Raw genomic sequence first — 26,695 nt, forward strand, 5'->3', positions numbered from 1 at the left:
CCTCTCGCTATGCGGAGGGGCGCCGCCGCTCGGGACACATATCCATTGCATGGTCACAAGAGGGCTCGATACGCTGGAGTGTCACTCGATAGAGGGAGGTCTCCTTGGCTGATGTACCGGTCTTATCCACACTGACGTTGCCCCCGCAGCTCGAAACGGCTGATGTGCTCGCGCTGCGCGACCAGCTCGCCGCGCGCATCGCGGCGGTGCTCCGGCCGATGAAGGGCCGGGAGCGCGCCGACAGCGAGGTGGCCTTGCCCGAGGGCCTCGAGCCGCTCGACGCGCTGCCGCCGCACATCGAGCTGTCATGGCGGCGCTTCGACGCTGCCGCGCAGGAGCTCCAGGCGTTCCGCGCCAGGCGCGCGGACGCGCTGGCCAACGAGGCGCACACGGCCTCGGACGCGAGCGAGCAGAGCGCCGCGAACGCCGACGCCGACGATCGGTGGCGCGCCTTCGAGCAATGGAACGCGGGCGCGGCGGGCCTGTCCGACGACGGGGAGAGCCCTTCACCGTCCGGGGCGCGCTGGCTCTATGCGCAGCTCTTCCCGGCGCCCGAGGGGCTGCGCTTCATCACACGCCGGCCCCGCGCCCAGTGGACGGCGATGGTGCAGCGCATGAGCGTGCTTCAGGGCGAGAGGGCTCAGGCCGTGATTGCCGGCTTCGGCGGGGCGCGGCACATGAAGCAGCTCGCCGCGGCCCACGCGCGCTTTGGCAAGGCGTTCGGGTTCACGGCGGTGGTGCAGCCCGCGGGGGGGCCGAGCGACGGCCGGCCTCAGTGGGTGACCGCCCGCGAGGCGCTGCGGGCGCTCTTGCAGAGGATCGAAGGCCACGCCGACCCCGAGATCGCCGGCAGCGAGGCGCTGGTCGCGTTCCTGCTGGGGCCGTATGTCGAGCTGGTCGACGACGTGGCCAGGGATCGCCGCAGGGCGCGCCCGAAGAAGGGTGAGCCCGCGCCGGCGCTGCCGTCCGGAGCGAGCGACATGCCCTGAGCCCGTCCGGATGCCACCGCGTCTCCACCGGTGAGACGGGTGGTCTCCGTATTTTTGTGGAGGGGGGTCCACCGGAGTGACGGGTGGCATCCGTATTGTTGTGCAGAGGGATCCACCAGAGACGGTCGGCGGGCGTCTCGCCCATGAAGGCGCCACCCCCCGGAGACGGGGAGCTGCCAGGGGGCGGTGGACATGCCGCTGCATGGAGACGGGCTAGAGGCATCTCGTGTGTGGAGGATCCACCCCCCGGAGACGGGAGCTGCCAGGGGGGCGGTGGACGTGCCGCCGCACGGAGACGGGCAAAGGCGTCTCTCGGGTGGAGGGGTCGAAACGGACGACGGAGGACGTGGGCGGCGGGCCTCCCGGAAGGCCGCTCGACTCCCCCGGAACCCACCGCTCGGGAAGAGGGGGATCGCCCTGGTCGGCGCGCCTCGCTTGCGGCGGCGCCCCAAGCCTGGCTATGAGCGAGCCCATGCTCGATGGGATCGAAACGGAAGCGGCGGGGCACACGGGTGGGCGCGGTGATCTGGGCGAGCGCGCCCCAGCGGCGGGCGCGGCGGGCGAGGTGCGCCACGACTGGACCGTCGCGGAGGCGACGGCGCTCCACGATCTCCCGCTCTTCGCCCTGATCGACCGCGCGCGCTCGGTCCACCGCGCGTTCCACGGCGAGCACGAGGTGCAGCTCTGCACGCTGCTCAGCGTCAAGACCGGCGGCTGCCCCGAGGATTGCGCCTACTGCCCGCAGTCGAGCCACCACGAGACCGAGGTCGGGCCGGAGCGCATGCTCGACGTCGGCGCGGTCCTCGCGGCGGCGGAGCGCGCGCGCGCCGGCGGCTCGACCCGGTTCTGCATGGGCGCCGCGTGGCGCGAGGTGAAGGACGGCCCCGCCTTCGACCGCGTCGTCGAGATGGTGCGCGGCGTGAAGGCGCTCGGCCTCGAGGCGTGCTGCACCCTGGGCATGCTCACCGAGGACCAGGCGCGCCGCCTCAAGGAGGCCGGCCTCGACGCCTACAACCACAACCTCGACACGTCGCGGAAGGCCTACAAGTCCATCATCTCCACGCGCACGTACGACGAGCGGCTGATCACGCTCCGCAACGTCCGGCGGGCGGGCATCACCGTCTGCTCGGGCGGCATCATCGGCATGGGCGAGTCCATCGCCGACCGCTGCGAGATGCTCGTCGAGCTCGCGCGCCTCGATCCGCACCCCGAGAGCGTGCCGATCAACGCCCTCGTGCGCGCCGCGGGCACGCCGCTCGAGGCCCTGCCGCCCGTGGACCCGATCGAGTTCGTCCGGATGATCGCGGTCGCGCGGCTCATGATGCCGCGCTCGATGGTCCGCCTGTCCGCGGGCCGGACCGAGCTCTCGCGCGAGGCGCAGCTGCTCTGCATGTACGCCGGGGCGAACTCGATCTTCTACGGGGACAAGCTGCTCACGACGCCGAACCCCGGCCCCGACGAGGACCGCGCGCTCATCGAGAAGGCCGGGCTCCAGCCGATGGCGCCCGCCGCGTGCGCCGAGGCGAGGGGAGACGCCCGCGCCTAGCGCGGTCCGCCTCCGCCTCGGGGCCGAGCGCCGCCCGCGCTAGGACAGGCCGGGCTGCGGGCGCTCCGGGGCGCCCTTGGCGAAGCGCACCGTCTGGGTCGGGTACGCGAGGCTCGACCCGGACGACGCGATGACCTCCAGGAAGGAGAACAGCGCCTCCTGGCGCATCGTCCGGAACTCGCCGAAGTCCTGCGTCTGGAACCAGGCCATGATCTCGACGTCGAGCGACGAGGGGCTGAGGCCGACGAAGCGCACGACGACGTCGTCGGGCCAGATGTGCGGGTGCTCGCGCAGCGCGCGCTCGCACCCCTCGAGGACGGCCCGGAGCTGCGCGGGGGTGGTCTCGCGGACGAGGTTGAGGAAGCAGTGCAGGCGCATCCGGTCGCGCGCCGTGTACGACTCGATCTGCAGATCGGCGAGCTTGCCGTTCGGGATCGTGACGATGGTCCGGTCGAGCGTGCGGATCCGGGTCGAGCGGAGCCCGATGCTCTCGACGGTGCCGAGGACCAGGTCGATCTTCACGAAATCGCCGACCTGAAGCGGCCGGTCGATCCCGATCGAGACCGAGCCGAACAGGTTCTCCACCGTCTTCTGCGCGGCGAGCGCGAGGGCGACGCCGCCGATGCCGAGGCCGGCGATGAGGCTCGCCACCGGGTAGCCGAGCTCCGACAGCACGGCGATGGCGCCGATGATCAGGATCGTGACCTTCGCGATCCGGCCCATGAGCGGCACGAGCGAGCGCGCCGCGGGGTTGTCGCGCGTCGCGGGGGCCTCGAGCAGGCGGCCGCCGACGGCGTCGATCCCGCGGAGGACGAGCCAGAAGACGGCGACGAAGGCGCCGGCGCGCAGCACCGCGTCGAGGAACTGCTCGGCCGGCAGGTAGAGCTTGAGCCAGGGGAGCGCCACCGCCATGGCGAGCAGCGCCCCCGCGAACGTGAGCGGGCCGCGCGCCACCGCGAGGAGCGCGTCGTCGAGCGTCGACTCGGTCCGGAGGACGAGGTGGCGGAGCGCGGCGCGCAGGAGGAAGCTCAGCACCGCGCCGACGACCCAGCTGGCCAGCGCGAGGATCGGCAGGGCGAGCCACTGCCACCAGAGCAGCTCGCGCGGGCCGGGGCGCAGCAGCGCGGGCGGCAGGTGATCGCGCAGCCAGCGATCCTCGAGCTGCGCGTACCACTCGTCGATGCGCACGACGGTGGCGCGCGAGAAGAGCCAGCGCACGCCGTCCGGGGTCACGCGCCGCACCAGGCGCACCGGCTGCGCCCCCGTCCGCGTGGGGATCGTGCCGATCTGCTCGACGCCGTTGCCGAGGTTGTCCTGGGTGTCGCCGAGCGCGTGCGGCGAGAGGGCGTCCGGCTCCAGCCAGAGGTGCCGATCGAGCACCGCCTTCAGCCGCTGCGCGAGCGCCACCCCGTCTGCCCTCGGGGGCACGTCGAGGTAGCGCGCCGCCTCGGCGTAGTTGCCCGCGCGGCAGAGATCGATGAACTTGCGGAGGGAGGCGCGCGGCGAGTCGGGCGCGACCTGGGTCGCCTCGTCGACGCCTTCGGCGGCGCTCACCGGGGGCGGCGTCGAGGGCGGCGGGGGAGGGGACAGCTCTCCGGCGCGCGCCCCGAGCAGCACGCACCCGAAGACGAGCGCGAAGGCGAAGGCGGCGCGGAAGCTCCACGTCGCCGGCAGGAAGCGGCGCCATCGCGGCGCGTCAGGATCGGTCCGGGGCATGGGGCCCTCCTATTTCCATCGCGCGGCGGGTCTGTCGACCGCGCGGCGCCCGACGCACCGCGCGCGAAGGCGCGTTCGCGGGCGGCGCCGCGCCCCGGGGGCGCTCCGGAGGGGCCGGCTACACCGCCGCGCCTGGCGGCTCGCTCTCCCGCGCCGCGGCCACGAGCGCCGCGAGCGCCCTGCCGTACCGCGCGAGCCGGCGCGCCCCGAGCCCCGGGATGCGCGCGATCGCGGCGGCCACCGCCGCGTCCCCGGCGTGGCCCTCCGCGAGCGCGATGGCAAGGAGATCCTGCGCGCAGTGCCCCGGGAGCACGACCTGCTCGTCCACGCTCCGCGCCTTCGCCTCGGCCCGGCGCCACGCCGTGAGCCGGCCCTCCAGCGCGCGCCGGGCGGCGAGCTCCCTGCGCGACGGGCGGACCGGCTGGAAGAGGGCGCGGTCCTCCTCCGGCACGTCGCCGTCGGCGCGCCCCTGCAGGGCAGCGCGGAGCCACGCCTCGACGAGCGGCGCCGCGCGGCCCGCGGCGGCCCCGCGGACCGCGCGCACGTCGTCGGCCCGGGCCGGCTTGCGCCGCGCGAGCTCGAGCAGCACCTCGTTCGCGACGATCTTGAAGGCGGGCACGTCCGCCGCCGCGGCGGCGGCCTCGCGCGCGTCGACGAGGCGCCGCAGGATCGCCCGGCCCTCCGGATCGAGCGCCTGCGCCCCCTTGATGCGCGCGTAGGCGGGCCGCGGATCGCGCGGCGGTCCGAGCGCCGCGCCGAGCTTGTAGGCGCACTCCTCCGCGATCTCGTCCTCGATGTCGAGCGCGCGGCCCTGCTCGGCGAGCCGCGCGTCGAGCGGCAGGAGGTGGAGCACGTCGTCGGCCAGGTAGGACAGCTCGGCGCGCGCGAGCGGCCTGCGCGCCCAGTCGTGCTGCTGGAGCTGCTTGTCGACCTTCACGCCGAGCTCGGACAGGAGGAGCGCGCCGAGCCCGGTCGCCGCGCGCCCCAGCATGCGCGCGGCGACCGAGGTGTCGCGCGCCGCGGCGAGCGGCGCCCCCGCCTCGGCGAGCATGCGGGCGTCGAAGGTGAGATCGTGCAGCACCTTGGGCGGCCCCGCGGCCCCGAGGAGCGGCGCGAGCGGGGCGACGGGGACGCGGAGCGCGTCGACGATCCCGACCGCGACGCGATCCCCCTCCCGGAAGGCGAGCTGGACCGTGCAGAGCCGCGGCCGGTACGCGAACAGCCCGTTGGCCTCCACGTCGACCGCGATCGCGTCGGCGCGCGCGGCGCGCTCGACGAGCCGGGCGAGATCGGCGTCGCGCTCGACGAGGACGAGGGCGGCCGAGCTCAGCGGGACCTCTCCCGGCGCGGGCGCCCGGGCGCGGCGCGCCGCGCCCTCGCGGCCGCGCCCAGCGAGGCGAGCGCGGCGAGCAGGATCCCTGCGCCGCGCGCGCCGCCGCGGCCCGGCGCCGCGGCGCAGCCGCCGTCCTCCTCGTCGGGCTGATCGGCGGCGCACTCGCCGGAGAAGCCGTGGCGCGGCGTGGGATCGCACCCCTTGATCGGCGCGCCGGGCGGGTACACCGCGCAGATCCCGGCGCGGTCGTCGTCGTCGAGGTCGCGGAGCGCGACGGTCCCCGGCCGGTAGTCGGCGAACATGGTCGCCTCGAGCTCGCTCGAGTGGGACAGCCCGAGGAAGTGGCCGGCCTCGTGGGTCGCGATGCTCAGCAGGTCGAACGAGGGGCGGGAGTCGCCGATCGAGAGGTCCACGTCGGACGAGTTGATCTCCATGTCGGCGTCGTAGATGTCGCCGGTCTTGAGGTTGTAGGTGACGGTCGTGAGCGCGAGGGTGCTGCCGGCGCCCGCGTACGGCCACCCGTCGTCCCGGAACGTGATGATGTTCGCGTTCCCCTTCGTCTGGTTGTACTCGTGCGCGTCGCACGCGACCGGGCCGGTGTAGACGAGCTCGATGCGCGGGGTCCGCCCGCCGCCGCAGTCGGCCTGCGTCCAGGCGGCGAACGCCTCCTCGAAGATCGCCTCCGTTTCCGCGAGCGAGACCTGCGTGGAGGCGTCCTCCTGGATGGAGTAGCTGACGCACGGCGACGGCCAGGCGAGCGGGATGCCGCAGTCGTTCGGCTGGGCCGGCGTGCACACGGCCGCGGTCTGCTTCGTCTCGGGGCAGACGCTGGTGCGGCAGTACGAGAGGGCGGGGGAGGGGTGGGCGAGCGCGGCGGCGGCGATCAGGCTGGAGACCAGGGCGGCGCCGCGCCGCGCGCGCCCGGAGATCACGGGATCACTGCTGCGCATGCTTCGCCTTCCAGGCCCGGCCCACGAGGTCGATCGCCGCGTCGAGCGTCGCGCCGACGAGCTGCTCGCGCGCCGAGATCGACGGCCCCGGCCGGGGCAGGAGCGTCCCGCTGCCCGGGCTCGGGGCGAGCCGCCGGGCGGCGACGCGCGGCCCGCCGGTCAGCCCGCGCGGCTCCGCGCCGTCGACGACGGGGTAGTGCCCCTGGGCCATGCCGGAGACGACCACGGCGGAGCCCGCCCGCGTGAGGAAGAGCATCGCCTGCGTCCCGAGCTTGAGGTGGGCGTCGCCGGACACCTGCTGCCCGACGTCCCCGACCACGCCCCCGAGCGTCCTGACCCACACGTCCGCGTCGGGTTGCCCCGCGACGGCGCGGTCGACCGTCAGGCGCGTGTAGGTGACGATCCGCCTGGCTCCGCCGATCTCCTCCCACTGGCTGCGCTGCTCGGTCGCCGTCGCGACGACGACGTACGAGGCGAACGAGACGAGCTCATCGAGCGAGAGCTGGATGGACACGGCCGCATGCGCCTCGCGCGGACCGGACAGGAGCGGGAGCGCACCGGCGCTCCCCTGAGCTGCCGTGCCGGAGCCGCCCCCCGGCGTGAGGGTCAGCGCGGCGGGCAGCGCGACGAGGAGGGTCAAACCAAACGCTCTGGGAGACATGCGCGCAACGATACCACGCTGCCGAGCGGGGCGCGCCGGCAACCCCGAGCGTGGTCGAGGCGCTGGACCCTGTGTCCCGGTCCGACTAGCAGATCGTCTGGGTCGGGACCCGTCGAGACCCGAGGAGCCTGCGATGACGAGCGACGCGTTGACGATCGGCAGCCACACGTTCACTTCCCGCCTCTTCGTGGGGACCGGCAAGTACAAGGATCTCGATGAGACCCGTCGCGCGCTGGAGGCGTCCGGCGCGGAGGTGGTCACGGTGGCGCTCCGCCGCGTGGACCTGAAGGCTCGTGGCGAGGGATCGATGATGTCGCTGCTCCAGCAGGGGCGATTCAAGATCCTGCCGAACACGGCGGGTTGTTACACGGCCGAGGAGGCGGTCCGCACCTGCCGGCTCGCGCGCGAGCTCGGGCTGTCCGACCTCGTGAAGCTCGAGGTCATCGGGGACGAGCGGACGCTGTTCCCGGACAACGAGGCGACGCTGGAGGCGGCGCGGATCCTGGTCAAGGAGGGCTTCACGGTGCTGCCCTACTGCATCGACGACCCGATCGTCTGCCGGAAGCTGGAGGACATCGGGTGCGCGGCGGTGATGCCGCTGGCGGCGCCGATCGGCTCCGGGCTCGGCATCCGCAACCCCTACAACCTGATGATCATCCGCGAGGCGGCGAGGGTCCCCGTGATCGTGGACGCGGGCGTCGGGACGGCGAGCGACGCGGCCGTGGCCATGGAGCTCGGCTGTGATGGGGTGTTGCTGAACACGGCCATCGCGTCCGCGCGGGATCCGATCCTGATGGCGCAGGCGATGAGGGATGCGGTGCGGGCAGGGCGGATGGCGTACCTCGCGGGGCGGATGCCGAAGCGGCTCTATGCGACGGCGTCGTCGCCGGAGCAGGGCAAGATCGGCGCGCTGTAGAGCGGAGCGCCGCGCCGCCGACGCCGCCGGCGCAGCGGAAGCCGCCGACGTCGCTGACACAGCGGACGCCACCGACGCAGCGGACGCCGCCGACGTCACTGACACAGCGGACGCCACCGACGCAGCGGATACCACCGACGCCGCCGACGCCATGGACGCCACCAAGCGTCCCGCGGGCGAGGCGGCGTGAGAACTCAATCAAACGACACGCCACTGCCATGGTACGCTCACCTGCTTGAGCCACCATGCCATGGAACGTTGAGCGCGCGGCCGACTCCCTGGCCCGGCGCGCCCGGCCCGCGCCGAGCCCACGTCCCTTCCGGCGGGAGCGCAGACCACCGCGCGCGGCGAGCGGCTCGACGACCACGGCGGAGACGGCGCGCGGGTGGCGCAGCGCCGCGCTTCGCGGCACGCCCGCGCGCCCGTCATACTGCGTGGGCAACGCGGTCCAACCACGGCATCCATCGGGGCGCTCGCCGCCTCGGATCGAGGAGACAGGAGGAGCTCTTGCGGCGCATGCGCGTGCTGTTGATCACGAAGATCTTTCCCAACGCGGTCCATCCGGACGAGGCGCCGTACAACCGTCGGCAGTTCGCCGCGCTGTCGCGCCACTGCGACGTGCGGGTGCTCGCGACGATCCCGTGGTTCCCCGGCATGGAGCGGCTCTCCAGGTGGCCTGTCGGCGCGAAGGCGCCGCGCGAGGAGGTCATCGACGGGCTGCCGGTCCGGCACCCGCGCTACCTGTACGTCCCGAGGGTCGCGCCGGCGCTGAACGGCCCGCTCTACGCGGCGTCGATGCTCCCGGAGATCGTCCGGCTCGGGCCGCGGCCGGACGTGATCGTCGGCGCGTTCGCCTATCCGGACGGCTTCGCCTCCGTCTGCCTGGCGCGGCTGCTCGGCGTGCCCGCCGTGATCAAGGTCCATGGCTCGGACATCGACGTGATCCCGCGCGATCCGCGGATGCGGGGGCCGCTCCGCTGGGGGCTCTCCCGGGCGACCCGGGTCGTCGCGGTGAGCCGCACGCTGGCCGACGGCGTCGAGGCGCTCGGCGTGCCGCGCGATCGCATCGACCTCATCATGAACGGCGTCGATCTCCGGCTGTTCCGGCCGCGGAGCCGCGCCGAGGCGCGCGCGGCGCTCGGCCGGCCCGCGGGCTCGAAGCTGCTCCTCTTCGTCGGTCACCTCAACCGCGACAAGGGGGTGCTCGACCTCCTCGCCGCGTTCGAGCAGCTCACGCGCGGGGACCCGGACATCGATCTCGCGATCGTGGGCAGCGGGTCGGAAGAGCAGGCGTGCAGGGCGGTCGCCGCCCGGCTCGGCGGCAGGTTGACGGTGACCGGCTACCTGCCGCACGATCAGGTGTCGCTCTGGCTCGGGGCGTGCGACGCCCTCGTGCTCCCGAGCTTGCACGAGGGGACGCCCAACGTCGTGCTGGAGGCGCTCGCCGCGGGGCGGCGCGTGGTGGCGACGAGCGTGGGCGGCATCCCCGACATCCTGCACAGCGCCGAGCTCGGCGAGCTCGTCCCCCCGGGGGACAGGGCCGCGCTCGCCGACGCGCTGCGGCGCGCCGCGCGTCAGGCGTACGATCCGGCACGGGTCGCGGAGCTCGCCGGCGGGCGCGACTGGGACGACAGCGCGCGCGCCCTCCACGAGACGCTGCTCTGCGCCGTTCGCAGCGCGCGCCGGCGGGGCGCGGACGGGCGCGAGGGCGACGAACTGCCGTTCTGCGCCCCGGTTCCGAAGAGCGGGATGGAAAACGGCGCGGCGCGGGCGGGCGCTCCGCTGACCTAGGCGCCTCGCCGGGGGGCGCGGCTTCCGGGCGCGCGGGCCCTTGACGCTCGCGGCCCCCTGTCGGCGAATGGTCCTCGTGCTCACCGGCTTCCGCGCGGTCCTCGGCTCGCTCGTCGTCCTCGCCGCCGTCGCGCGGGCGCCCTACCAGTGCGCGAGCGAGGTCGATCCGGATCGTCGCCTGTACGAGGATCCGAGCGAGGCCCTGTACGAGCTGGCCGAGCGCTTCAAGGCGAGCGGCGAGCGCCGCGCGCGCGTCGACACGCTGCGCTTCCTGATCGAGCGCTACCCTTCGAGCCGGTTCGCGCGGATGGCCCGGCGCGACCTCGACGCGCTCGGCGACGCGGGCGCTCCGGGCGGGCGCGCTCCGGACGACCGCGCCCCGGACGACCCCGCGCGCTAGCGAGCGACGACGGCCCCATGCTGACCCCGCGGCTCACCCTGATCACGCAGACCGCAGACGTCCCCGAACCGCTCCTGCTCGCGCGCCTGTCGGCCTTCGGCGCCCTGCCCGCCGAGGCCCGCGCGCGCGTCTCGGTGCAGCTCCGCGACCCGGCGCTCTCGGGCGCGGCGCTCCACGCGCTCGGCCGGCGGCTACGCGACGCCACCGCCGCGCTCGGCGCGTCGTTCATCGTCAACGACCGCCTGGACCTCGCGGTCCTCCTCGGCGCGGACGGCGTGCACCTCGGCCGCCGCTCGGTCGGGGTCGCCGACGCGCGCGCCCTGCTCGGCGAGGGCGCCTTCGTCTCGGTCGCGTGCCACGGCGTGGACGACGTGCTCCGCGCGGCCGAGGCCGGGGCGGACGCCGCCGTGCTCTCGCCGATCTTCGCGACCCCCGGCAAGGGCCCGCCGCTCGGCCCGGAGGCGCTCCGCGAGGCGAGGGCACGCCTCGCGGCGGCCCCGCGAAGCGTCGCGCTCATCGCCCTCGGCGGCGTGGACGCGGCCTCGGCACCGCGCTGCCTCGCGGCGGGCGCGGACGGGGTGGCCGCCATCCGCGCCGACTTCGGCGGCGCGCTGCCGGCCCCGCCCGGCGGCGCGTGAGCCTCGCCGCCGCGCCCTCGCGCGCCCCGGGCCGGGCGGCGCGCTACCTGGCCCAGAGCGCGGCGAGCGGCAGCTCGAGCGCGTCGAACGGCTCGGCCCGCACGGCCTCGTCGCCCTCGTGGGTGTCGAGCAGCGACCACCGTCCGTCGTCGAGCCGGTACACCTCGAGCGTCTGCGCGACCGGGTTGATGAGCCAGGCGTGGCGGACGCCTTCGCGCCGGTAGATCCGCATCTTCTTGCCGCGATCGACGCGCTCGGTGCCGGGGGAGATCACCTCGCAGACCCAGTCGGGCGCGATGTCGTAGTGCGCCGGCGCGTCGTCGGGACCGAGCGCATCGGGCATGCGCTCGCGGCGCCAGCCGGCGAGATCGGGGACGACCTTGTCGGGCCCCGGTCCGAGGTGAAGCTCGGGCTCGTCGAGGATGACCCAGCCCCCGGGCTCACCCGGATCGTCATCGAACGGACCGAGCCGGCGCCCGAGCCGCGACGCCGTCCGCGTGTGCGGCCGCGCCGGCCTCGGGAACGTGAACAGCTCCCCGTCGAGGATCTCGGCGACCATCTCGTCCGGTACGGCCTGGAACGCGGCCTCCACGTCGGGTGCGTTGCCGGGGAACAGCGGGTGCTGCGCGCTCATCGCCAGAGTCTAGCACCCCTCCCGCGCCCCGCGCCCCGCGCGCTGCCCCGCGGGCCCCAGCGCCTCCTCGACGCTGGCAACCCGCCTTGCTACTAGGCCGGGCCATGTCCGAAGCCCCCTCGAAGAAACCGACCGACGGCCCGCTCGAGCCCCTGTTCGACAAGGTGGCGACCGAGCTGAACTTCCCCGCGGACGAGGCGAAGATCCTCGCCTTCTGGAAGCAGCGCCGCATTTTCGAGAAGACCCTCCGCGCCGAGACCCGCGCCACCGGCCCGTCGAAGGGCACGTTCGTCTTCTACGAGGGCCCGCCGACGGCCAACGGCATGCCGCACAACGGCCACGTGCTCACGCGCGCCGTGAAGGACGTCTTCCCCCGCTACAAGACGATGCGCGGCTACGACGTCCCGCGGAAGGCGGGCTGGGACACGCACGGGCTGCCGGTCGAGGTCGAGGTCGAGAAGGAGCTGCGCATCCACGGCAAGGCCGACATCGAGCGCTACGGCGTCGAGCCGTTCATCTCGCGCTGCGTCGACTCCGTCTTCCGGTACACCGAGGCGTGGGAGAGCCTGACCGACAAGATCGGCTTCTGGGTCGACCTCGACAGCGCCTACGTCACCTACCACCGGAGCTACGTCGAGAGCGTCTGGTGGGCGCTGTCGGAGTTGCACAAGAAGGGGCTGCTCTACCGCGGCCACCGCGTCTGCTGGTGGTGGCCCCAGGGCGGGACGGCGCTCAGCGCGGCCGAGGTCGGCTCGAACTACAAGACCGTCGACGACCCCAGCGTGTTCGTGGCGTTCCCGCTCGTGGACGAGCCGGACACGGCGCTCTGCGCGTGGACGACGACCCCGTGGACCTTGCCCTCGAACGGGTACGCCGCGGTCCGGCCCGAGTTCGACTACGTGGTCGTGGACGCGGGGGCGCAGGGCGGCGCGGCGGCGCCGGCCGTCAAGAAGCTCATCGTCGCCGCGGCGCTGCGCGAGGAGCTCGCGAAGAAGCTCAAGCGGGACCTGCCCGTGCTGCGCGAGCTCAAGGGGAGCGAGCTCGTCGGCAAGCGCTACCGCCCGCCGTTCGACGGCTTCTCGAGCTCGCTGTTCGACGCCCGGGCGCGCAGGAAGGACGGCGGGGACGAGCCGTTCTACTGGCTGGTCCTCGGCGCGGACTTCGTCACGCTCGACGCCGGCACCGGCGTCGTCCACGTCGCGCCCGCGTTCGGCGAGGACGACTTCAACGCGCACCGGCGGCGCGTCGCGGAGCTCGATCCGGGCGCCGCGGGCGAGATCCCGATGCTCTGCGCGGTGCGGCCGGACGGCACGTTCGAGCCGGGGCTCACGCCGTTCTCGGGCGTCTGGGTGAAGGACGCCGATCCGCTGATCGTCAAGGATCTCGCGGCGCGCGGGCTGCTCGTCCACGAGGAGAAGTACCGCCACGAGTACCCGTTCTGCTGGCGCGCGGACGACGACCCGCTCATCCAGCTCGCGCGGCCCGCCTGGTACATCAGGACGCGCGACAACATCGACAAGGCGATCGCCAACAACCGCGCGATCCGCTGGCTCCCGCCCCACATCCAGGAGGGCCGGTTCGGCGACTTCCTCGCGAACAACGTCGACTGGGCGCTCTCGCGCGAGCGGTACTGGGGGACGCCGCTCAACGTCTGGGTCTGCAAGGAGAGCGAGGAGCACCAGCACGCCCCGGCGTCGGTCGCCGAGATCGAGGCGCTGAACCCGCGCGCGTTCGACCACTTCCACGCGGCGAAGAGGGCCGATCCGGGCCTGAACGATCACCTCATCGTCCACAAGCCGTGGATCGACAAGGTCACGTTCCCGTGCCCGACGTGCGGCGGCGAGATGCGGCGCGTGACGGAGGTCATCGACGCCTGGTTCGACAGCGGGAGCATGCCGTTCGCGCAGTGGGGCTACCCGCACGCGCCCGGCTCGAAGGAGCTCTTCGACCGCGCCTTCCCGGCCGACTTCATCAGCGAGGCGATCGACCAGACGCGCGGCTGGTTCTACTCGCTGCTCATGGTCTCGACGCTGGTCTTCGACGAGGCGACGCAGGAGAAGCTCGGGCTGTCGCGGCCCCGGAGCTACCCGCACCCGTACCGGACGTGCGTCGTGCTGGGGCACGTCGGCGACCGCGAGGGCAAGAAGGAGAGCAAGTCGAAGGGCAACTACACGCCGCCCGAGGTGATCCTGGAGCGCGTGCGGATGGAGTTCGCGGCGCCCATCGAGACGCCGAGCAACGTGCACGAGCGGCAGCCCGAGGAGGACGACGTCGCGGTCATCGCGAGGGAGGACTACGAGGGGCTCGATCTGACCGGCGACGCGGCGAAGGTCAGGATCTACCGCGCCGATCGGGAAGCGGACGCGCTGGAGTTCCGCCTGCGCCCCTCGAAGAGGGTGCCTCGACGGGTCGTGCTGCTGAGCGCGGGGGGCCGAGCGCGGCTGGGCCTCGCGCCGCTCTCGCAGCCGCTCGGAGAGAAGGAGCGGGCGGCGGGCGCCGAGGTGAAGCCCAACGAGGTGTTTCGTCTGCCCCAGGACCAGCGCGTCATCATCGAGGATCCGTCGACGCCCGCGCCCGGGGCCGACGCGTTCCGCTGGTTCTTCTACGCGTCCTCCCCGCCGTGGACGAACACGCGCCACTCGCTCACGAACGTGCGCGCGACCCAGAAGGAGTTCGCGGTCAAGCTCCGGAACGTCTACTCGTTCTTCACCATCTACGCGAACATCGACGGGTTCTCGCCCGCCGAGGGGAACCCGGACGCGAGGGACACCTCGCCCGCGGCGCTCGCGGCGAGCGCCGGCTACCGGCCGGCGAAGGCGCGGTCGCTGCTCGACCGGTGGATCCTCTCGGAGCTCGCGCTCGCGACGCGGGAGGTGACGGCGCACCTCGACGAGTACCGGCTGTACGAGGCCGCGCAGCGGCTGGTCGATCTCGTGGACGCGCTCTCGAACTGGTACGTCCGGCGGAGCCGCGCGCGCTTCTGGGCCCCGTCGGCCGAGCCGCTCGAGGTCGCGCCGGGCGCCGTGCGCGCGGCGCAGGACAAGCGCGACGCGTACTTCACGCTGTACGAGGCGCTCGTCACGCTCGCCAAGCTGATCGCGCCGTTCACGCCGTTCCTCGCCGAGGCCATGTACCAGAACCTGGTGCGGCGGCCGTGGCCCGCGTCGCAGCCGGAGAGCGTGCACCTCGTGGCCTTCCCGGAGGCGGACGCGGCCGCGATCGACGAGCCGCTCGCGGTCGAGATGCGCGCGGTGCGCGAGCTCGTCTCGCTCGGCCTGCAGGTGCGCACGGCGAACAAGCTCAAGGTGCGGCAGCCGCTCTCGCGGGCGGACGTGGTGCTGTCGCAGCAAGGGCTCTCGGCGGCGCTCGCCGAGCACGTGCCCCTCATCGCCGAGGAGCTGAACGTCCACGAGGTGCGCTTCCTCAAGCCCGGCGAGGAGGGGAGCGCGGTCCGCTACGTGCTCAAGCCGAACTTCCGCGCCCTCGGCCCGAAGCTCGGCAAGAAGGTGCAGCTCGCGAAGCAGGTCCTCGCGAAGGCCGACGCCTCGGCGCTGCGCGCGGCGCTCGCGACCGAGGGGAAGATCACGATCGCGCTCGACGGCGAGCCGGTGGAGCTCGGCCCCGAGGAGATCGACGTCGCGGTCGAGGCGGGCGAGGGGTTCGCGGCGGCCGGCGGCCGCGCGGGGGTCGTCGTGCTGCACACGGCGCTCACCGACGCGCTCCGCGACGAGGGGCTCGGGCGGGAGATCCTCTCGCGCGTGCAGGCGGCCAGGAAGGGCGCTGGGCTGGAGTTCACCGACCGGATCCGCCTCGCGATCCGGGGGAGCCAGCGCGTGTGCCGCGTCGCTGACGCGGCGCGGGCGATGATCATGGCCGAGTCGCTCGCCGCCGAGCTGGTGGTGGGCGGCCAGATCGACGGGGAATCCAGCGCCACGGAGGCCTCCGTCGAGGGCGAGGCGCTCGAGATCGGCCTGGCGCGCGCGTCCTGATCGGTCAGCCAGCACGCAGAGGGATCGACGCGCCGCGCGCGCCGCGCGCGTCGATCCCATACCCGCTTGGTGTAAGCTCGTCCCTGCTGCGCCGCCGGGGCCGGCACAGGGGTCGCCGCAGCGCGGGAAGGAGGGGGGATGTCCTCGACGAGGGGCTCCGCGCGGCGATGATCACCCACGTCTACGCCAGCAATTACGGCGGCATCGGGGCCGGCCTCGAGCTCACCCTCGGGGGGCTGACCGCGCTGGTCGGCCCGCCCGGCTCGGGGAAGGGCTGCTTGCTCGACGCCGTGCGCTTCCTCGCCGAGTGCGCGAGCGGGGCGCTCGAGCAGGCCGCGGCCAGCCGGCGCGGCGGCGCGCTGCAGCGCCTGCGCGGCGACGCGACCCTCACCACCCTCGGCGTCGCGGTCTCCAGGACCGAGGGGCACGGGTTCTGGCTCGTGCAGCTCGCGCCCGGCGACCGCGAGGGCGAGACGCGCGTGAAGAGCGAGACGGCCGCGTGGTGGCAGCGCAGCGCGCTCACGCGGCTCGTCAAGCCGGGCCTCCGCGACGTCTTCGACCCCGGCAGCGATCCGCCGGAGGTCTCGTTCGACCGGCTGAAGGGCAGCCCCAAGGGGTTCTCGCGCAAGGACAAGGGGCGGAGCGGCATGCTCGCCTACCGCGGGGTCGCCCCGATCGCCGTGAGCGGCGCGAGGCTCGTCCTGCCGCTGCTCTCCGACGGCCCGCTCACCCCCATGCTCGACGAGCTGCGCCGCGCCGTCCTGTACTCCCTCGCGCCGCGCACGCTCCGCGCGCCCCAGAAGCTCAGCGCCTCCCGGCGCCTCCGCGCGGGCGGCGACAACTGGGGCTCCGTCCTCCGGGCGCTCGAGCGAGAGCGCTGGAAGGCGGACTTCCTCGCGGGGCTGGCCCAGGTGACCGGCGACGTCGACGACGCCCGCGTGTCGTCGTCCGGCGGGCTCCTCGTCACGGAGCTGCGTCACGGCGTCGACGGCGAGGGGCGCGATCGCTGGAGGGCCGCCGCGGACGAGCCGGACGCCACGCTGCGGCTCGCGGCCATGGTCACCGCGCTCTCGCAGGAGCCTCCGCTCGTGCTCGCCGGCTTCGAGCACCCCGAGGCGGGCGTCGAGCGCGGCGCGCTGCCGGCGCTGTTCGAGTACCTGCGCGCCGCCTCCGCGCAGCGCCACATCCTGCTCACGACGGAGAGCCCCGCGCTCCTCGACCTCCTGCCGAGCGAGGCCGTCTACGCCGTGGAGCGCCGCGACGGCGCGACGACCGCGGCGCCCCTCGACGGGTCGCAGCGGGGCGCGCTCCGGGAGCGGCTCCTGGCCTCGGAAGGCGAGCGCGCCCGCCCGTCACCCCCCGATCTCGTCCCCGGCGCCTCCTGAGCCCCCCGGTGCCGCGGCCGATCTAGAACGGGCGCCGCGGCGAGGACGGCGAGAGCGGCGAGGCCTCGTGCCGCGCGAGGAGATCCTCCGGATCGCGGTAGACGGCCACGCACCCGGCCTCGATCAGCTCCATCTCGGGGAAGCCCCCGCAGAGGAGCCCCACCGTGGGGATGCCGAGCTTCGCCGCGGCCTCGGCGTCGTGCGGCGCGTCGCCCACGATCACGACCTCGCGCGGATCGACGCTGCCCAGCCGGTCGAGCGCGGCCTCGAAGACGTCGGGGTGCGGCTTCGACCTGTCCGCGTCGTCGGCCGAGACCGCCCCCGAGAGCAGATCGCCCACCCGGGCGCGCTCGATGCTCGCGTCGAGCACGCCGCGCGGCGAGCAGGACGCGAGCACGATCCGGAGCCCGTCGAGCGCGACGCGCTCGAACAGCTCGCGCACCTTCGGGAACGCCCGCGCGCGCGGGAGGAGCTCGCGCCCGTAGAGCTCGCCGTGCAGCGCCGCGATCCCGGCGCCGATCCGGCGGAGCTCCTCGGCCGAGAGGAACACCGGCAGCAGCTGATCCGCCCCCTTGCCGATGTGGTGGCGCAGCTTCTCCAGGGAGACCTCGTGGCCGAAGCGCTGAAGAGCTCGCTGCCAGGCGGTCGCCTGCAGGTCGACGGTGTCGAGGATCGTCCCGTCGACGTCGAAAATGACCGCGCTGACGCTGACCATGGCACGACACGTGGCGCGGCCGGCGACCCACCGCCATCGGAGCGCTCCCGACGGATCTCGCGCGGCGCGCGAGCGCGAGCGGCGCCGGACCGAGGGCGCGATAGACTCCCCGGGGAGGGCGAGCGGGCACGGGCGATGCGAACATGAACCGGCGGCTTCTGGCACACGCGGCGCTCCTCGCCGCGCTCCTCTGCCCGGCGACGTCCGGCGCGGAGCCCGAGCGCGTCCTGCTCGTCGTCGATCAGGACGACGACGACGCCGACGGCGTGCCCGACGGCGAGCAGCCGCGCGTCCCGCCCTCCCCGGAGCTCTTCGCGCTGCGGCGCCACGCGGGGCCGCGCGGCGCGCTCCGCGGGCCCGTGTCGCTCCCCGCGGGCGTGCGCCTCCTGGTCGACGGCAGCCCCCTCGCGCCCGGCGGCGCGATCCCCGCGCGCGCCCGCCGCGTCGAGATCCAGGCGACCCGGCCGGGGCGCAGCGAGATCCCCCTCGCCGGCGGGGCGCTGCAGATCAGCGCGTTCGAGGTCCGCGCGCTCGACGGCGCCGGGCGCCGCATCGACATGGCGCGCTCCCACGCGTCGCTGCAGCGCACGCCCCCGGATCGGCTCGGCGACGACCCGTTCGGGAACCTCGACGACCCCGACGCGATCCGGCTGCTCGTGATCGGCGCGCCGGAGGACATCCCGACGACCCTCGACCTGCACGCGATGGCGCCCTCCGGCGAGGTGATCGACCGCCTGCCGGGCGTGCCGCTCGGCCACGTGCCGTGCCCGGGGGACGTCGCGCCGGGCCTCGCGTGCGGATCGACGCGCCCCATCCGCGCGGTCGCGGACGACATCGACCGCAGCCACCCGATGATCGCGGACCGGTCCGTGAAGGGCGAGGTCGGCGGGGCGCTCGTCGTCGCCCTGCCCGGCGGGCCGAAGCTCCAGATGATCCGCATCGCCGGCCCGCGCTCCTCGCCGCTCGGGCCGCTCGGGCGCACGCGCGCGCGCCTCCGGATCCTCATGGTGCGCCCGCGCGCGGGCGGACCGCCGCCGATGGGCGGGGACGACGCGGGCGCGATCGCCATCGCGCGCGCGGAGGTCGAGCGCGCGAACGCCCTCTGGGGCGCCTGCGGCGTGAGCTTCGGCCCGCCCGAGGAGCTCGACATCACCTTCGTCGATCCGCCGCGCCCGCACCTGCTCGCGATCGGCTGCGACCACGGCCTGCCGGCGAGCGGCGGCGCGATCCGGGTGCGCGTGGACGGCCGCGAGGTGACCGCGGCGATCGCGCCCCGCATGCGCCCGGCCGCGGCGGCCCGCGCCGTCGCCGCGGCGATCGGCGCCGCGGGGTTCTCGGTGCGCCTCTCCGACAACCCCGTCATCGGCGCGGGCGCCCACGGGACCACCGACGTGCTCGTGCGGCGCCCGGGCGGCGCGCTCGCGACGATCGAGCCGCCCGCGTCGGGCGCGCTGAGCACCGACGCCACGCTCACGGCGTGCATCGGCGCCGTGGACCTCGACGACGGCCTCCAGCATTTCAGCGACACGGACGCGATCGCCGGCACCGTCGAGGAGCGCGCGCTGCTCAAGGCGTTCGACGACGGCGATCCCGCGACGGTCGACGTCGTGATGGTCCCGAGCTTCGCGGGCGGCGGGCGGATCGGCGAGTCGTTCATCTTCGCCGACGGCGGGGCGATCCGGAACGCGATCATCGAGGACCGCGCCGGCCTGCGCGCGGATCGCGCCTCGTTCGCGCTGTCCCACGAGCTCGGCCACGTCCTGCTCGACGAGCCCGGGCACCCCGACGACTTCGGGATCGACACCCCGACCCGGCTGATGGACGCCGACGCCGCGAACGCGTCGGCCTACGGCCCGCGCCGCCTCACGGTCGAGGAGTGCGCGCGCGCCATCCGGCAGAGCGGCGCGGCGGCGCGCGACGCGGGCGCGCCGCTCGGGCCGGGCGCGCGCGGCCCGGCGCCGGCCGGGCAGGGGGAGGGCCGCGCGCCCGGGTTCCGGCCGAGCGGACCTGTGCCCCTGCTCGCGCCCTGGCCGCTCGTGCCGCTCGGCCGGGAGCGGTGAGCGACCGCTCCGCGCCGGGAGAGGTGAGCGACCGCTGCGCGCTGTGGTAGGAGCGGGCCCATGTGGGTCTCCCAGCGGAGCGGCCTGTTCAGCGGCGTCGCGGCCCTCGCGTGCGCCACGGTCCTGCTCGAGATCACGCTCACGCGGATCTTCGCCGCCCTGTTCGGCGGGCCCTACGCGTTCCTCGCGCTCGCGCTCGCGCCGTTCGGCGCGGGCGTGGGCGGCGTGCTGCTCCACCTCGCCCCCTCGATCGCCCGCCCGCCCTCGCTCTTCGCCCGCATGGCGGCGCTCTCCTCGTTCGCGTCGGGCGCCACGCTCGCCGCGGTCATCCTGCTCGCGCAGCGCGGGGCCGCCGCCGGCCCCGCCCCGCGGTCGCTGCTCTGGCTCGCGCTGCTCTACGCCGCGTCCGCCGTGCCGTTCGCGCTCGCGGGCCTCGCGGTCGCGGCGGCGATCCGGCACGCCGCGGCGGAGATGCCCCGCCTCCACCTGCTCTCCCTCGTCGGCGGCGCGCTCGGGGGGCTCGCGGCGGCCGCCGCGCTCCGCGCCGGCGCGCCCCGCGCCGCGCTCGCGGCGGCGATCTTCTTCGCCGTGGCGGGCGTCTTCTTCTACCTCGCGTCGCGCGTCCGCGAGGACGAGCCGCGGGCGTCGGGCGGCCTCGTCGCCACGTTCGTGCTCGGCAGCGCCGTGCTCCTCGCGGGCGACATCGGCGCCCCGTGGCTCCGGCTCACCGGCCTGCGCGGGGCGGCGCCCGAGCTCGAGTCCTGGAGCGAGCAGGCGCTGATCACGGTCGAGCGCGCGAGGGCCGGCACCGCGTGGATGCGGAGGGACGGCGCCGGGGCCAGCGCGATCCTCGCGGCGAAGACGCAGCCTCCTCCCCGGCCCGAGGACATGGCCTACGCGCTCCACCGGGACCGCGGCCCCGTGCTCGTCGTCGGCGCGGGCGGCGGGCGCGACCTCCGCGCCGCGCTCAAGGCCGGGCAGAAGGAGGTGCACGCCGTCGAGGAGAGCCGCGACGTCGTCGAGGCGATGCGCGGCCGCTACGCCGAGTTCAGCGGTCACCTGTTCGACCGACCCGAGGTCCGCGTCGCCGTGACGGACGGGCGCAGCTTCATCCGGCGCACGCCGCTGCGCTTCAGGCACATCGTGATCGCGTCGACCGACGCCCCGGCGGGATCGACGGTCGGCGCGCTCGCGCTGTCGGAGAGCCGGCTCCACACGCTCGAGGGGCTCTCGGATTTCCTCGCGCGCCTCGCGCCGGAGGGCACGCTGGTCGTGACCCGCGCCGACGGCGATTTCGACCGCCTCCTCTCGCTCGCGGCCGCGGCGCTGCGCCGCGCGGGCGCGGGCGCGCCGGGGGACCACCTGTTCGGGTGCGGCGCCGCGAAGCAGACCGCGCTGCTCGTCAAGCGCGCGCCGCTCGCGCGCGCCGAGATCGACGCGCTGCGCCGCCACTGTCGCAGGCACAGGTTCTCGGAGGCCTTCGCCCCGGACCGCCCCCGGACCCCGGCGCGCGGCCGGCTCGTCGCGACCGCGGACGCCCGCGCCGCGGCCCCCGACGCGCGCGTCGACCTCACGCCGCCCACCGACGACAGGCCGTTCTTCTCCTACAGCGTGCCGGCCCGCCGCCTCCCCGCGGTGCTCGGCGATCTCGAGGCGCTCCGCGCCGAGCACGCGGGCCTCTCCGCGCTGCTCGCGCTGCTCGCCGGCGGATCGGGGCTCCTCGCGCTGGGCGTGCTCCTCCCGCTGCTCGCGGGGCGCCTCGGCCCGCGCGCGGCGGCCCCCGCGCCGCGCGCCCGCGCGCTCCTCTTCTTCGCCGCGATCGGCGCGGGCTTCGCGCTCGTCGGCCTCGCGCTCGTCCGGCACGCGCTCGTCCTGCTCGACCTGCCTGCGCACGAGCTCCCGGCCGTCCTCGTGGTCCTCCTCGTCTCGGTGGGCGGGGGCGGCCTGCTCACCGCCCGGGTGGCGCCGCCCGCCGCCGCCGGCGCCGCCGCGACGCTGGCGGCGCTGCTCGTCGCCGCCGCGGCGCTCGCCGCGGTGGGGCTCGTCCCGCTCACGCAATGGAGCCTCGGCCTCGCGCCCTTCCTGCGCGCGGCCCTCGCCGTCGTCGTCCTCGCGCCGGTCGGCCTGCTCGCGGGCTCGCTCGCGCCGCTCGGGGTCAAGCTCGTCGCCTCGCGCTCGCCGGCGCTGCTCCCCTGGTGCTTCGGGCTCTCCGCGCTCGCCGGCGCGGTGGCCATGGCCGTCGGCGCCCTGTGCGCCATGAACCTCGGCTACAGCGCCCTGCTGCTCTGCGCGGGCCTCGCGTACCTCCTCGCCGCCGCCGTGCCGCCGGCCGCCGCGGCCGGGGAGGTCGCCCCGGACGACGAGGCGGGCGCGCAGGACGGCGCAGGCGCCGCGATGCCCGAGGCTCCCCCCGCGGCGCGCGCCGCGGGGGCGCGGTCCGGGGCGCCGGGGGCGTGAGCGCGGCCCGGCCTCCGCGCGGCGCGCCTCACCGCCGCGCGGCGAGCAGGAGGTGCGCGAGCAGGCCGGCGATGTTGTAGGCGTCGTCGTCGCCCCGGTGGTGCGTGCCCACGAGCGGCAGGCCCACCCGCTCCAGGGCCTCGGCCATCCCGATCTCGCGCGACAGCGCGTAGGTCACGGCGAACAGGCTCTTCACGTTGAGGTGGCTCGGCCCGAACGGGAACGGGACGCCGCGCGCCTCGCACTGCCGCTCGAACATGCGCCGGTCGTAGTCGCCGTAGCTCGCCCAGAGGCGGTCCTGCGCCTTGAGCTCGCCCCGGAGCACCGCGCACGCCTCCTTGAACGAGACGCCCGCGTCGACCTGCTCCTGCGTCAGCGTCGTGAGGCTCGTGCAGAACGGGCTCACGACCGAGCGCTCCGGGCGCACCAGGATCGAGCGCCGATCGCGGCGCCGGCCCGACGCGACCTCCAGCGTGCACACGCCGATCTCGATGATCTCGTTCTCCTGGTCCCGCGGCGGGTCGCCCTCCCAGCACGTCGACTCGACATCCACCACGAGGATGAGATCAAGGCGCTTTGCCATAAGTAATAATCCTCACGTTTTTGAATGTGTACGCTGGCATGGTAACGGCGATCGGGACGCAATGATGTTCGGGATTTCCCCGACAATCAGGAGCGCCTGGGACGGTCTGCTGTGTCCAGGGAAAAAAACTAGTAAAAACGGGACATAAGACGAGGTGTGGTCCGTCACCAACCCGTCATTTGGGGCCCTAATCCGCTTGCTTGAGGGGCCAGGTCCATGGACACTCGTCAGGTAATTTCTGACGAGGTTCCCCGCGTGACACCTGGCTGTCATCTCCGTACCACTCCCGGTTCAGCCAGGGACCCCTCCGAGGTTGCTGGGGCGATCCCCGAGGCTGCGTCGGTGGATCGCGACGGCCCCGAGGAGGGATCGGTGCCCCCTCGTTCCGGCATCGTATGCCATCCGGGCCGTGAACGGCGCGCGGCGAGGGCGCACCACCCCGGGGCGCTCGACGGCGCGGCCGCGGGCCGGGCCGGCGCCAGGCGCCCCGGGGATGGGGTCTCCTCGGGCGATCCGCTCGTCGGCCGCACAGAGCAGGGACTGCACATCGAGCGGCTCATCGCCGAGGGGGGGATGGGCGCGGTGTACGCGGCCCGTCGCACCGCGACCGGGGAGCCGGTGGCGCTCAAGGTGCTCCGGCGCGTGCACGCCGGCGATCCCGGGATCGCGAGCCGGTTCGCGCGCGAGGTGCGGCTCGCCCGCCGCATCGATCACCCGAACGTCTGCCCTGTGCTCGGCGAGGGGCGCCTCGAGGACGGGCGCCCGTTCTTCCTCATGCCGCTCTTCCGGGCGGTCACGCTCGGCGAGGAGGTGCGGCGGAACGGCCCCCTGCCGCTCCGCCGCGCGCTCGCCCTCGCGGACCAGATCCTCGCCGGCCTCGCGGCCATGCACGCGGCCAGGGTCGTCCACCGGGACCTCCAGCCCGGCAACGTCCTGCTCGTCGACGCGCCGTCCGGCGCCAGCGAGGCCGCGCCCACCGTCAAGCTCATCGACCTCGGCTTCGCGCACGAGCCCGGCGCGGACACGGGCGACGGCGTCACGCCGGACAGCCCTGGCTCGCTCGTGGGCACGCTGCGGTTCATGTCGCCCGAGCAGGCGATGCGCAGCCGCGCCATCACCGAGCGCAGCGATCTGTTCGCGGCCGCGCTGCTCATCTACTACGCGCTCTCGGGCAAGCTCCCCTTCCGGGGTCGGGGCGATCTCGACGTGCTCGTGGCGATCGTGCGCTCCTCGCCCGTGCCCCTCCGGCGAGAGCGCCGTGACGTCCCGCGCGTGCTGGACGAGGTGCTCTCCCGCGCGCTCTCGAAGCACCCCGACCACCGCTTCGCCGGCGCCGCCGCGATGCGCGACGCGCTCGCCGCGGTCCGCGCGTAGCCCCTCGGCGCGGCGAGGGGGCGCGCGCGGCGCGGGCGCTGCGCGCGCGCCGAACGGCCGGCCCGCTCCTTGCCACGACCGTGCCCGCCTGCACCGCGCCACGCAGCACCGCGAGCCGGGCTGTGCACGCGCTGCCCACGGGCGGCGACGCGGCGCGGTGATCTCACGCGAGGGGAACCCCATGGACGCACTCGATCTCTTGGAGCAGCAGCATCTCGAAGTCAGGGCGCTGATGGAGCGCATCGCCGCCGAGTCCAGCCCGGGCCGCCGGACCTCGATGGTCGCGCAGCTCTCCCGGATGATCGACGCGCACGTACGCATCGAGGAGACGTACCTCTATCCGGTGTGTGCCGAGCGGATGACCGGCGACAGAAAGCCGCTCCACGAGGCGTACGAGAAGCACGGCCTCGCGCGCTTCGCGGCGGACAACCTGCTGCGCACGCGCGCGACCGACGTGCGCTTCGAGGCGCGGCTGAAGCTCCTGCGGGACGTCTTCGCCCACCACGCCGACGAGGAGGAGGGCGTCCTCTTCCCCAAGGCGAAGCGCGGCCTCACCGACGAGCAGCTCGACGTGATCGGCTGCGATCTCGAGCGGGCGTACGAGGTCCTGCTGCGCGTCGGCGTGCCCGCGATCGGCCCGCTCGCGAGGCCGCCGCGCGGCTGGTCGAGGCGCAGCACCTATCCCTGCCGCATCGTCCGCCCGGTCTCGCGCCGACGCGGCGAGCCGCTCCGCGCCCGCGGCTGCTGAGGGGGTGCTGGCGCTAGACCGGCGCGGGGCCGCCGAACGCTCCGAAGAAGCGCGCGATCCAGACCGCCAGCATCGCGGCCGAAAGCGCCAGGCCGAGCCGCGTCACCCACGCGCCCTGCAGCGACTCGGCCGCGGCGATGCGGCCCTCCTTCACGTAGATCGCCGCGTTGTACGCGAGCGCGGCGATCACGAGCGGCGCGACGACCGGGCAGAGCGGGTGGAAGCGCAGCGCCTCCGCCACGCGGCCCTGGGCGAGGGCGAGGGTCGCGCGCGTCAGCCCGCAGCCGGGGCAGGGGTGGCGCGTGACGATCGCGAACGGGCAGAGCGGGACGCCGCACGCCACGGCGAGCCCGAGCGCCGCCGCGACCGCCACGACGCGGGCGGCGCGGCCGAGCGGGGACGCCGCGCTCCACCGGGATGCGGCCGGTGGAGCGGGCGAGGGGGCTCTGCTCGATGGGGGCGAGGACAACGGAGAGAGGCGGCGGCGCGCGTTACGACGCCGGCGCGGCGTTCGGGTCCCAGACCTCGTTGAGGTCCTTCGCGAGGGCATAGAGCGGCAGGAAGATGTAGAGCACGATGCCCTCTGCCTGGGGGTTGCGCGAGCCCGCCATCTGCTTGGCCCTGGTCACCTGCTCGGGCACCTTCACCCAGAGGAAGTAGTAGTTGAGCAGCGGGATGAAGACGTACCAGGGCTTGAACTCGGGATCCTTGGTCGCCTGCTGCAGCTCGTTCAGCATCGCCCAGAGCTGCCAGATGGCGTAGATGAAGCAGACCATCCCGATCACGCAGACCATGACCGGGTTGCGCGTCTCGCCCTTGCCGCCCGGCGAAAGCGACCCGCTGCCGCCGTAGACGCCCAGGTTGCTGGCCGCCTGGCCGAACTGGCCAGGCGCCGACAGCTGAGCGCCGCCGGGCGCCGCGCCGTACGCCGAAGGCGACGAGCCGTACGCCGGCGCCGCGCCGAACGCGCCGGGATCGCTCGAGCCCTGGGCGGGCGCGCCGTAGCCCTGAGGGCCGCTGCCGCCGCCGTAGGCCCCCGGGGGGCTGCCGTAGCCGCCGCCCTGCGGATCTTGCCCCGGAGGCGGCCCGTACCCGCTCGGGCCGTGCTGCGGAGGCTGGCCGTAGCCCTGGGGCTGACCGTACCCGGGAGGCTGGCCGTAGCCCTGGGGCTGACCGTAGCCCTGGGGCTGGCCGTACCCGGGAGGCTGACCGTAGCCCTGAGGCTGGCCGTAGCCGGGAGGGGCGCCGCCGGGGCCGCCCATCGGGTCCTGGCCCGGGGGCGCTCCGTAGGGGCTGCCGCCCGCGCCGCCCGCCTGCGGGGGCTGGCCGTAGCTGCCGCCGGGCGGCGGAAACGCGCCGGGCTGCGCGCCGCCGCCCGCGCCGGGCTGCTGCGGCCCGCCGGGCGGGCCGAACGGCGGCATCTGATCGATGGCCATGGTGCCGCCCAGCGGGTTCACGCCCTGGTTGGGCGGCTGGCCGAACGGCGCGTAGCCGCCGGACGGGCTCGCGGCCGCGCCGCCGAACGCCGGGCCGGACGCCTGCGGCGACGCGGGGGACGGCGGAGGACCGTAGCCGCCCATCGCGGGCGGCGGCGGCGCAGGGGGGGGCCCCGCGGAAGCGCCGAGCCCTGCCGGAGGAACACCGACCATCGTGCCGGCCAGCCCCTGCGGCGGATTCGGCAGCGCCGCAGGCATCCCCGGCGGAGCGCCGGCGGGCGGCGCCGGCGGCGGAGGCGCCCCCGGAGCCTGCGGCGGGCTCGCTCCCGAGGGCTGACTCATCAGCATGGTGCCCTTGAACTTCGGCGCGGCCG

General features: G+C 75.0%; 21 protein-coding genes. 12 read left to right on the top strand and 9 right to left on the bottom strand.

The genetic code is table 11. From position 1 onward, the window contains the following. The first annotated feature begins 104 nt into the window (after window positions 1–104). Both WMF31_RS17145 and bioB read left to right on the top strand, forming a co-directional pair. Entirely contained in the window at window positions 105–989 is an 885-nt protein-coding gene (locus WMF31_RS17145; RefSeq protein ID WP_436602974.1) for a hypothetical protein, read from the top strand. A 472-nt stretch (window positions 990–1,461) separates the two neighbouring features. After that, the gene (bioB, locus tag WMF31_RS17150; RefSeq protein ID WP_436602975.1) at window positions 1,462–2,535 is read left to right on the top strand and encodes a biotin synthase BioB; all 1,074 of its coding nucleotides are present in this window, start codon (window positions 1,462–1,464) and stop codon (window positions 2,533–2,535) included. A gap of 39 nt (window positions 2,536–2,574) precedes the next feature. Here bioB and WMF31_RS17155 read toward each other — a convergent pair whose 3' ends face one another. The 4 genes from WMF31_RS17155 to WMF31_RS17170 all read right to left on the bottom strand — a co-directional run bounded on the left by WMF31_RS17155 (window position 2,575) and on the right by WMF31_RS17170 (window position 7,195). Beyond that, window positions 2,575–4,251 carry a mechanosensitive ion channel family protein gene (locus tag WMF31_RS17155; protein ID WP_436602976.1) on the bottom strand — a complete coding sequence of 559 codons (1,677 nt, stop codon included), beginning with the start codon at window positions 4,249–4,251 and terminating at the stop codon, window positions 2,575–2,577. Window positions 4,252–4,369: 118 nt separating this feature from the next. Then, window positions 4,370–5,581, bottom strand: a complete 1,212-nt coding sequence (locus tag WMF31_RS17160) for an HRDC domain-containing protein (RefSeq protein WP_436606570.1) — start codon at window positions 5,579–5,581, stop codon at window positions 4,370–4,372. After that, window positions 5,578–6,534 (bottom strand): matrixin family metalloprotease, encoded by a 957-nt coding sequence (locus WMF31_RS17165; RefSeq protein WP_436602977.1) that lies wholly within the window; start codon window positions 6,532–6,534, stop codon window positions 5,578–5,580. Before WMF31_RS17165 ends, WMF31_RS17160 begins: the two co-directional genes overlap by 4 nt. Continuing rightward, on the bottom strand, window positions 6,521–7,195 hold the full coding sequence (locus WMF31_RS17170; RefSeq protein WP_436602978.1) for a hypothetical protein: 675 nt from the start codon (window positions 7,193–7,195) through the stop codon (window positions 6,521–6,523). The genes WMF31_RS17165 and WMF31_RS17170 overlap by 14 nt, the downstream gene beginning before the upstream one ends. Before the next feature lie 133 nt (window positions 7,196–7,328). On the opposite strand from WMF31_RS17170, the gene WMF31_RS17175 reads away from it, so the two are divergent. The 4 genes from WMF31_RS17175 (at window position 7,329) to WMF31_RS17190 (ending at window position 10,940) form a co-directional block, all read left to right on the top strand. Continuing rightward, window positions 7,329–8,111: a thiazole synthase gene (locus tag WMF31_RS17175; RefSeq protein ID WP_436602979.1), complete on the top strand. Its 783-nt coding sequence runs from the start codon at window positions 7,329–7,331 to the stop codon at window positions 8,109–8,111. 516 nt (window positions 8,112–8,627) lie between these two features. Then, complete coding sequence (locus WMF31_RS17180) at window positions 8,628–9,902, top strand: glycosyltransferase family 4 protein (protein ID WP_436602980.1); 1,275 nt, start codon at window positions 8,628–8,630, stop codon at window positions 9,900–9,902. A gap of 67 nt (window positions 9,903–9,969) precedes the next feature. Continuing rightward, window positions 9,970–10,302, top strand: a complete 333-nt coding sequence (locus WMF31_RS17185) for a tetratricopeptide repeat protein (protein WP_436602981.1) — start codon at window positions 9,970–9,972, stop codon at window positions 10,300–10,302. 17 nt (window positions 10,303–10,319) lie between these two features. Beyond that, a complete protein-coding gene (locus tag WMF31_RS17190; RefSeq protein WP_436602982.1) occupies window positions 10,320–10,940 on the top strand; it encodes a thiamine phosphate synthase in 621 nt (206 codons plus the stop codon). Between the two features lie 43 nt (window positions 10,941–10,983). On the opposite strand, the gene WMF31_RS17195 is transcribed toward WMF31_RS17190, so the two are convergent. Then, window positions 10,984–11,574, bottom strand: a complete 591-nt coding sequence (locus WMF31_RS17195) for a Uma2 family endonuclease (RefSeq protein ID WP_436602983.1) — start codon at window positions 11,572–11,574, stop codon at window positions 10,984–10,986. Window positions 11,575–11,678: 104 nt separating this feature from the next. Here WMF31_RS17195 and ileS point away from each other — a divergent pair, with 104 nt between their 5' ends. After that, window positions 11,679–15,563: an isoleucine--tRNA ligase gene (ileS, locus tag WMF31_RS17200; RefSeq protein WP_436602984.1), complete on the top strand. Its 3,885-nt coding sequence runs from the start codon at window positions 11,679–11,681 to the stop codon at window positions 15,561–15,563. A 167-nt stretch (window positions 15,564–15,730) separates the two neighbouring features. Continuing rightward, complete coding sequence (locus WMF31_RS17205; protein WP_436602985.1) at window positions 15,731–16,948, top strand: AAA family ATPase; 1,218 nt, start codon at window positions 15,731–15,733, stop codon at window positions 16,946–16,948. Window positions 16,949–16,970: 22 nt separating this feature from the next. On the opposite strand, the gene WMF31_RS17210 is transcribed toward WMF31_RS17205, so the two are convergent. After that, a complete protein-coding gene (locus tag WMF31_RS17210; RefSeq protein WP_436602986.1) occupies window positions 16,971–17,663 on the bottom strand; it encodes an HAD family hydrolase in 693 nt (230 codons plus the stop codon). 143 nt (window positions 17,664–17,806) lie between these two features. Between WMF31_RS17210 and WMF31_RS17215 the strand changes: the two genes are divergently transcribed. Together WMF31_RS17215 and WMF31_RS17220 are read left to right on the top strand one after the other, a co-directional pair. Then, window positions 17,807–19,723 carry an ImmA/IrrE family metallo-endopeptidase gene (locus WMF31_RS17215; protein WP_436602987.1) on the top strand — a complete coding sequence of 639 codons (1,917 nt, stop codon included), beginning with the start codon at window positions 17,807–17,809 and terminating at the stop codon, window positions 19,721–19,723. Between the two features lie 60 nt (window positions 19,724–19,783). Continuing rightward, the gene (locus WMF31_RS17220; RefSeq protein ID WP_436602988.1) at window positions 19,784–22,180 is read left to right on the top strand and encodes a spermidine synthase; all 2,397 of its coding nucleotides are present in this window, start codon (window positions 19,784–19,786) and stop codon (window positions 22,178–22,180) included. Window positions 22,181–22,208: 28 nt separating this feature from the next. On the opposite strand, the gene WMF31_RS17225 is transcribed toward WMF31_RS17220, so the two are convergent. Then, on the bottom strand, window positions 22,209–22,763 hold the full coding sequence (locus WMF31_RS17225) for an exonuclease domain-containing protein (RefSeq protein WP_436602989.1): 555 nt from the start codon (window positions 22,761–22,763) through the stop codon (window positions 22,209–22,211). 372 nt (window positions 22,764–23,135) lie between these two features. Between WMF31_RS17225 and WMF31_RS17230 the strand changes: the two genes are divergently transcribed. Together WMF31_RS17230 and WMF31_RS17235 are read left to right on the top strand one after the other, a co-directional pair. Continuing rightward, window positions 23,136–24,137 carry a serine/threonine-protein kinase gene (locus WMF31_RS17230; RefSeq protein WP_436602990.1) on the top strand — a complete coding sequence of 334 codons (1,002 nt, stop codon included), beginning with the start codon at window positions 23,136–23,138 and terminating at the stop codon, window positions 24,135–24,137. 181 nt (window positions 24,138–24,318) lie between these two features. Next, the gene (locus WMF31_RS17235) at window positions 24,319–24,885 is read left to right on the top strand and encodes a hemerythrin domain-containing protein (protein ID WP_436602991.1); all 567 of its coding nucleotides are present in this window, start codon (window positions 24,319–24,321) and stop codon (window positions 24,883–24,885) included. Window positions 24,886–24,898: 13 nt separating this feature from the next. Here the strand turns inward: WMF31_RS17235 and WMF31_RS17240 are convergent, their stop codons facing one another. Further along, window positions 24,899–25,258 carry a DUF2752 domain-containing protein gene (locus WMF31_RS17240; RefSeq protein WP_436602992.1) on the bottom strand — a complete coding sequence of 120 codons (360 nt, stop codon included), beginning with the start codon at window positions 25,256–25,258 and terminating at the stop codon, window positions 24,899–24,901. A gap of 118 nt (window positions 25,259–25,376) precedes the next feature. Next, window positions 25,377–26,669, bottom strand: coding sequence for a hypothetical protein (locus WMF31_RS17245; protein WP_436606649.1), 1,293 nt, complete (start codon window positions 26,667–26,669; stop codon window positions 25,377–25,379). Window positions 26,670–26,695: the final 26 nt, after the last annotated feature.

This window comes from Sorangium sp. So ce1036 (assembly GCF_051369805.1).
GTDB lineage: Bacteria > Myxococcota_A > Polyangia > Polyangiales > Polyangiaceae > Sorangium > Sorangium cellulosum_F.

What these genes read in the sequence shown, in the direction of transcription:
- WMF31_RS17170 (WP_436602978.1), bottom strand. Translation starts at nt 7,195, where the DNA reads ATGTCTCCCAGAGCGTTTGGTTTGACCCTCCTCGTCGCGCTGCCCGCC.
- WMF31_RS17205 (WP_436602985.1), top strand. Translation starts at nt 15,731, where the DNA reads ATGATCACCCACGTCTACGCCAGCAATTACGGCGGCATCGGGGCCGGC.
- bioB (WP_436602975.1), top strand. Translation starts at nt 1,462, where the DNA reads ATGCTCGATGGGATCGAAACGGAAGCGGCGGGGCACACGGGTGGGCGC.
- WMF31_RS17195 (WP_436602983.1), bottom strand. Translation starts at nt 11,574, where the DNA reads ATGAGCGCGCAGCACCCGCTGTTCCCCGGCAACGCACCCGACGTGGAG.
- WMF31_RS17225 (WP_436602989.1), bottom strand. Translation starts at nt 22,763, where the DNA reads ATGGCAAAGCGCCTTGATCTCATCCTCGTGGTGGATGTCGAGTCGACG.
- WMF31_RS17175 (WP_436602979.1), top strand. Translation starts at nt 7,329, where the DNA reads ATGACGAGCGACGCGTTGACGATCGGCAGCCACACGTTCACTTCCCGC.
- WMF31_RS17215 (WP_436602987.1), top strand. Translation starts at nt 17,807, where the DNA reads ATGAACCGGCGGCTTCTGGCACACGCGGCGCTCCTCGCCGCGCTCCTC.
- WMF31_RS17165 (WP_436602977.1), bottom strand. Translation starts at nt 6,534, where the DNA reads ATGCGCAGCAGTGATCCCGTGATCTCCGGGCGCGCGCGGCGCGGCGCC.
- WMF31_RS17155 (WP_436602976.1), bottom strand. Translation starts at nt 4,251, where the DNA reads ATGCCCCGGACCGATCCTGACGCGCCGCGATGGCGCCGCTTCCTGCCG.
- ileS (WP_436602984.1), top strand. Translation starts at nt 11,679, where the DNA reads ATGTCCGAAGCCCCCTCGAAGAAACCGACCGACGGCCCGCTCGAGCCC.
- WMF31_RS17210 (WP_436602986.1), bottom strand. Translation starts at nt 17,663, where the DNA reads ATGGTCAGCGTCAGCGCGGTCATTTTCGACGTCGACGGGACGATCCTC.
- WMF31_RS17220 (WP_436602988.1), top strand. Translation starts at nt 19,784, where the DNA reads ATGTGGGTCTCCCAGCGGAGCGGCCTGTTCAGCGGCGTCGCGGCCCTC.
- WMF31_RS17245 (WP_436606649.1), bottom strand. Translation starts at nt 26,669, where the DNA reads ATGCTGATGAGTCAGCCCTCGGGAGCGAGCCCGCCGCAGGCTCCGGGG.
- WMF31_RS17185 (WP_436602981.1), top strand. Translation starts at nt 9,970, where the DNA reads ATGGTCCTCGTGCTCACCGGCTTCCGCGCGGTCCTCGGCTCGCTCGTC.
- WMF31_RS17190 (WP_436602982.1), top strand. Translation starts at nt 10,320, where the DNA reads ATGCTGACCCCGCGGCTCACCCTGATCACGCAGACCGCAGACGTCCCC.
- WMF31_RS17235 (WP_436602991.1), top strand. Translation starts at nt 24,319, where the DNA reads ATGGACGCACTCGATCTCTTGGAGCAGCAGCATCTCGAAGTCAGGGCG.
- WMF31_RS17180 (WP_436602980.1), top strand. Translation starts at nt 8,628, where the DNA reads ATGCGCGTGCTGTTGATCACGAAGATCTTTCCCAACGCGGTCCATCCG.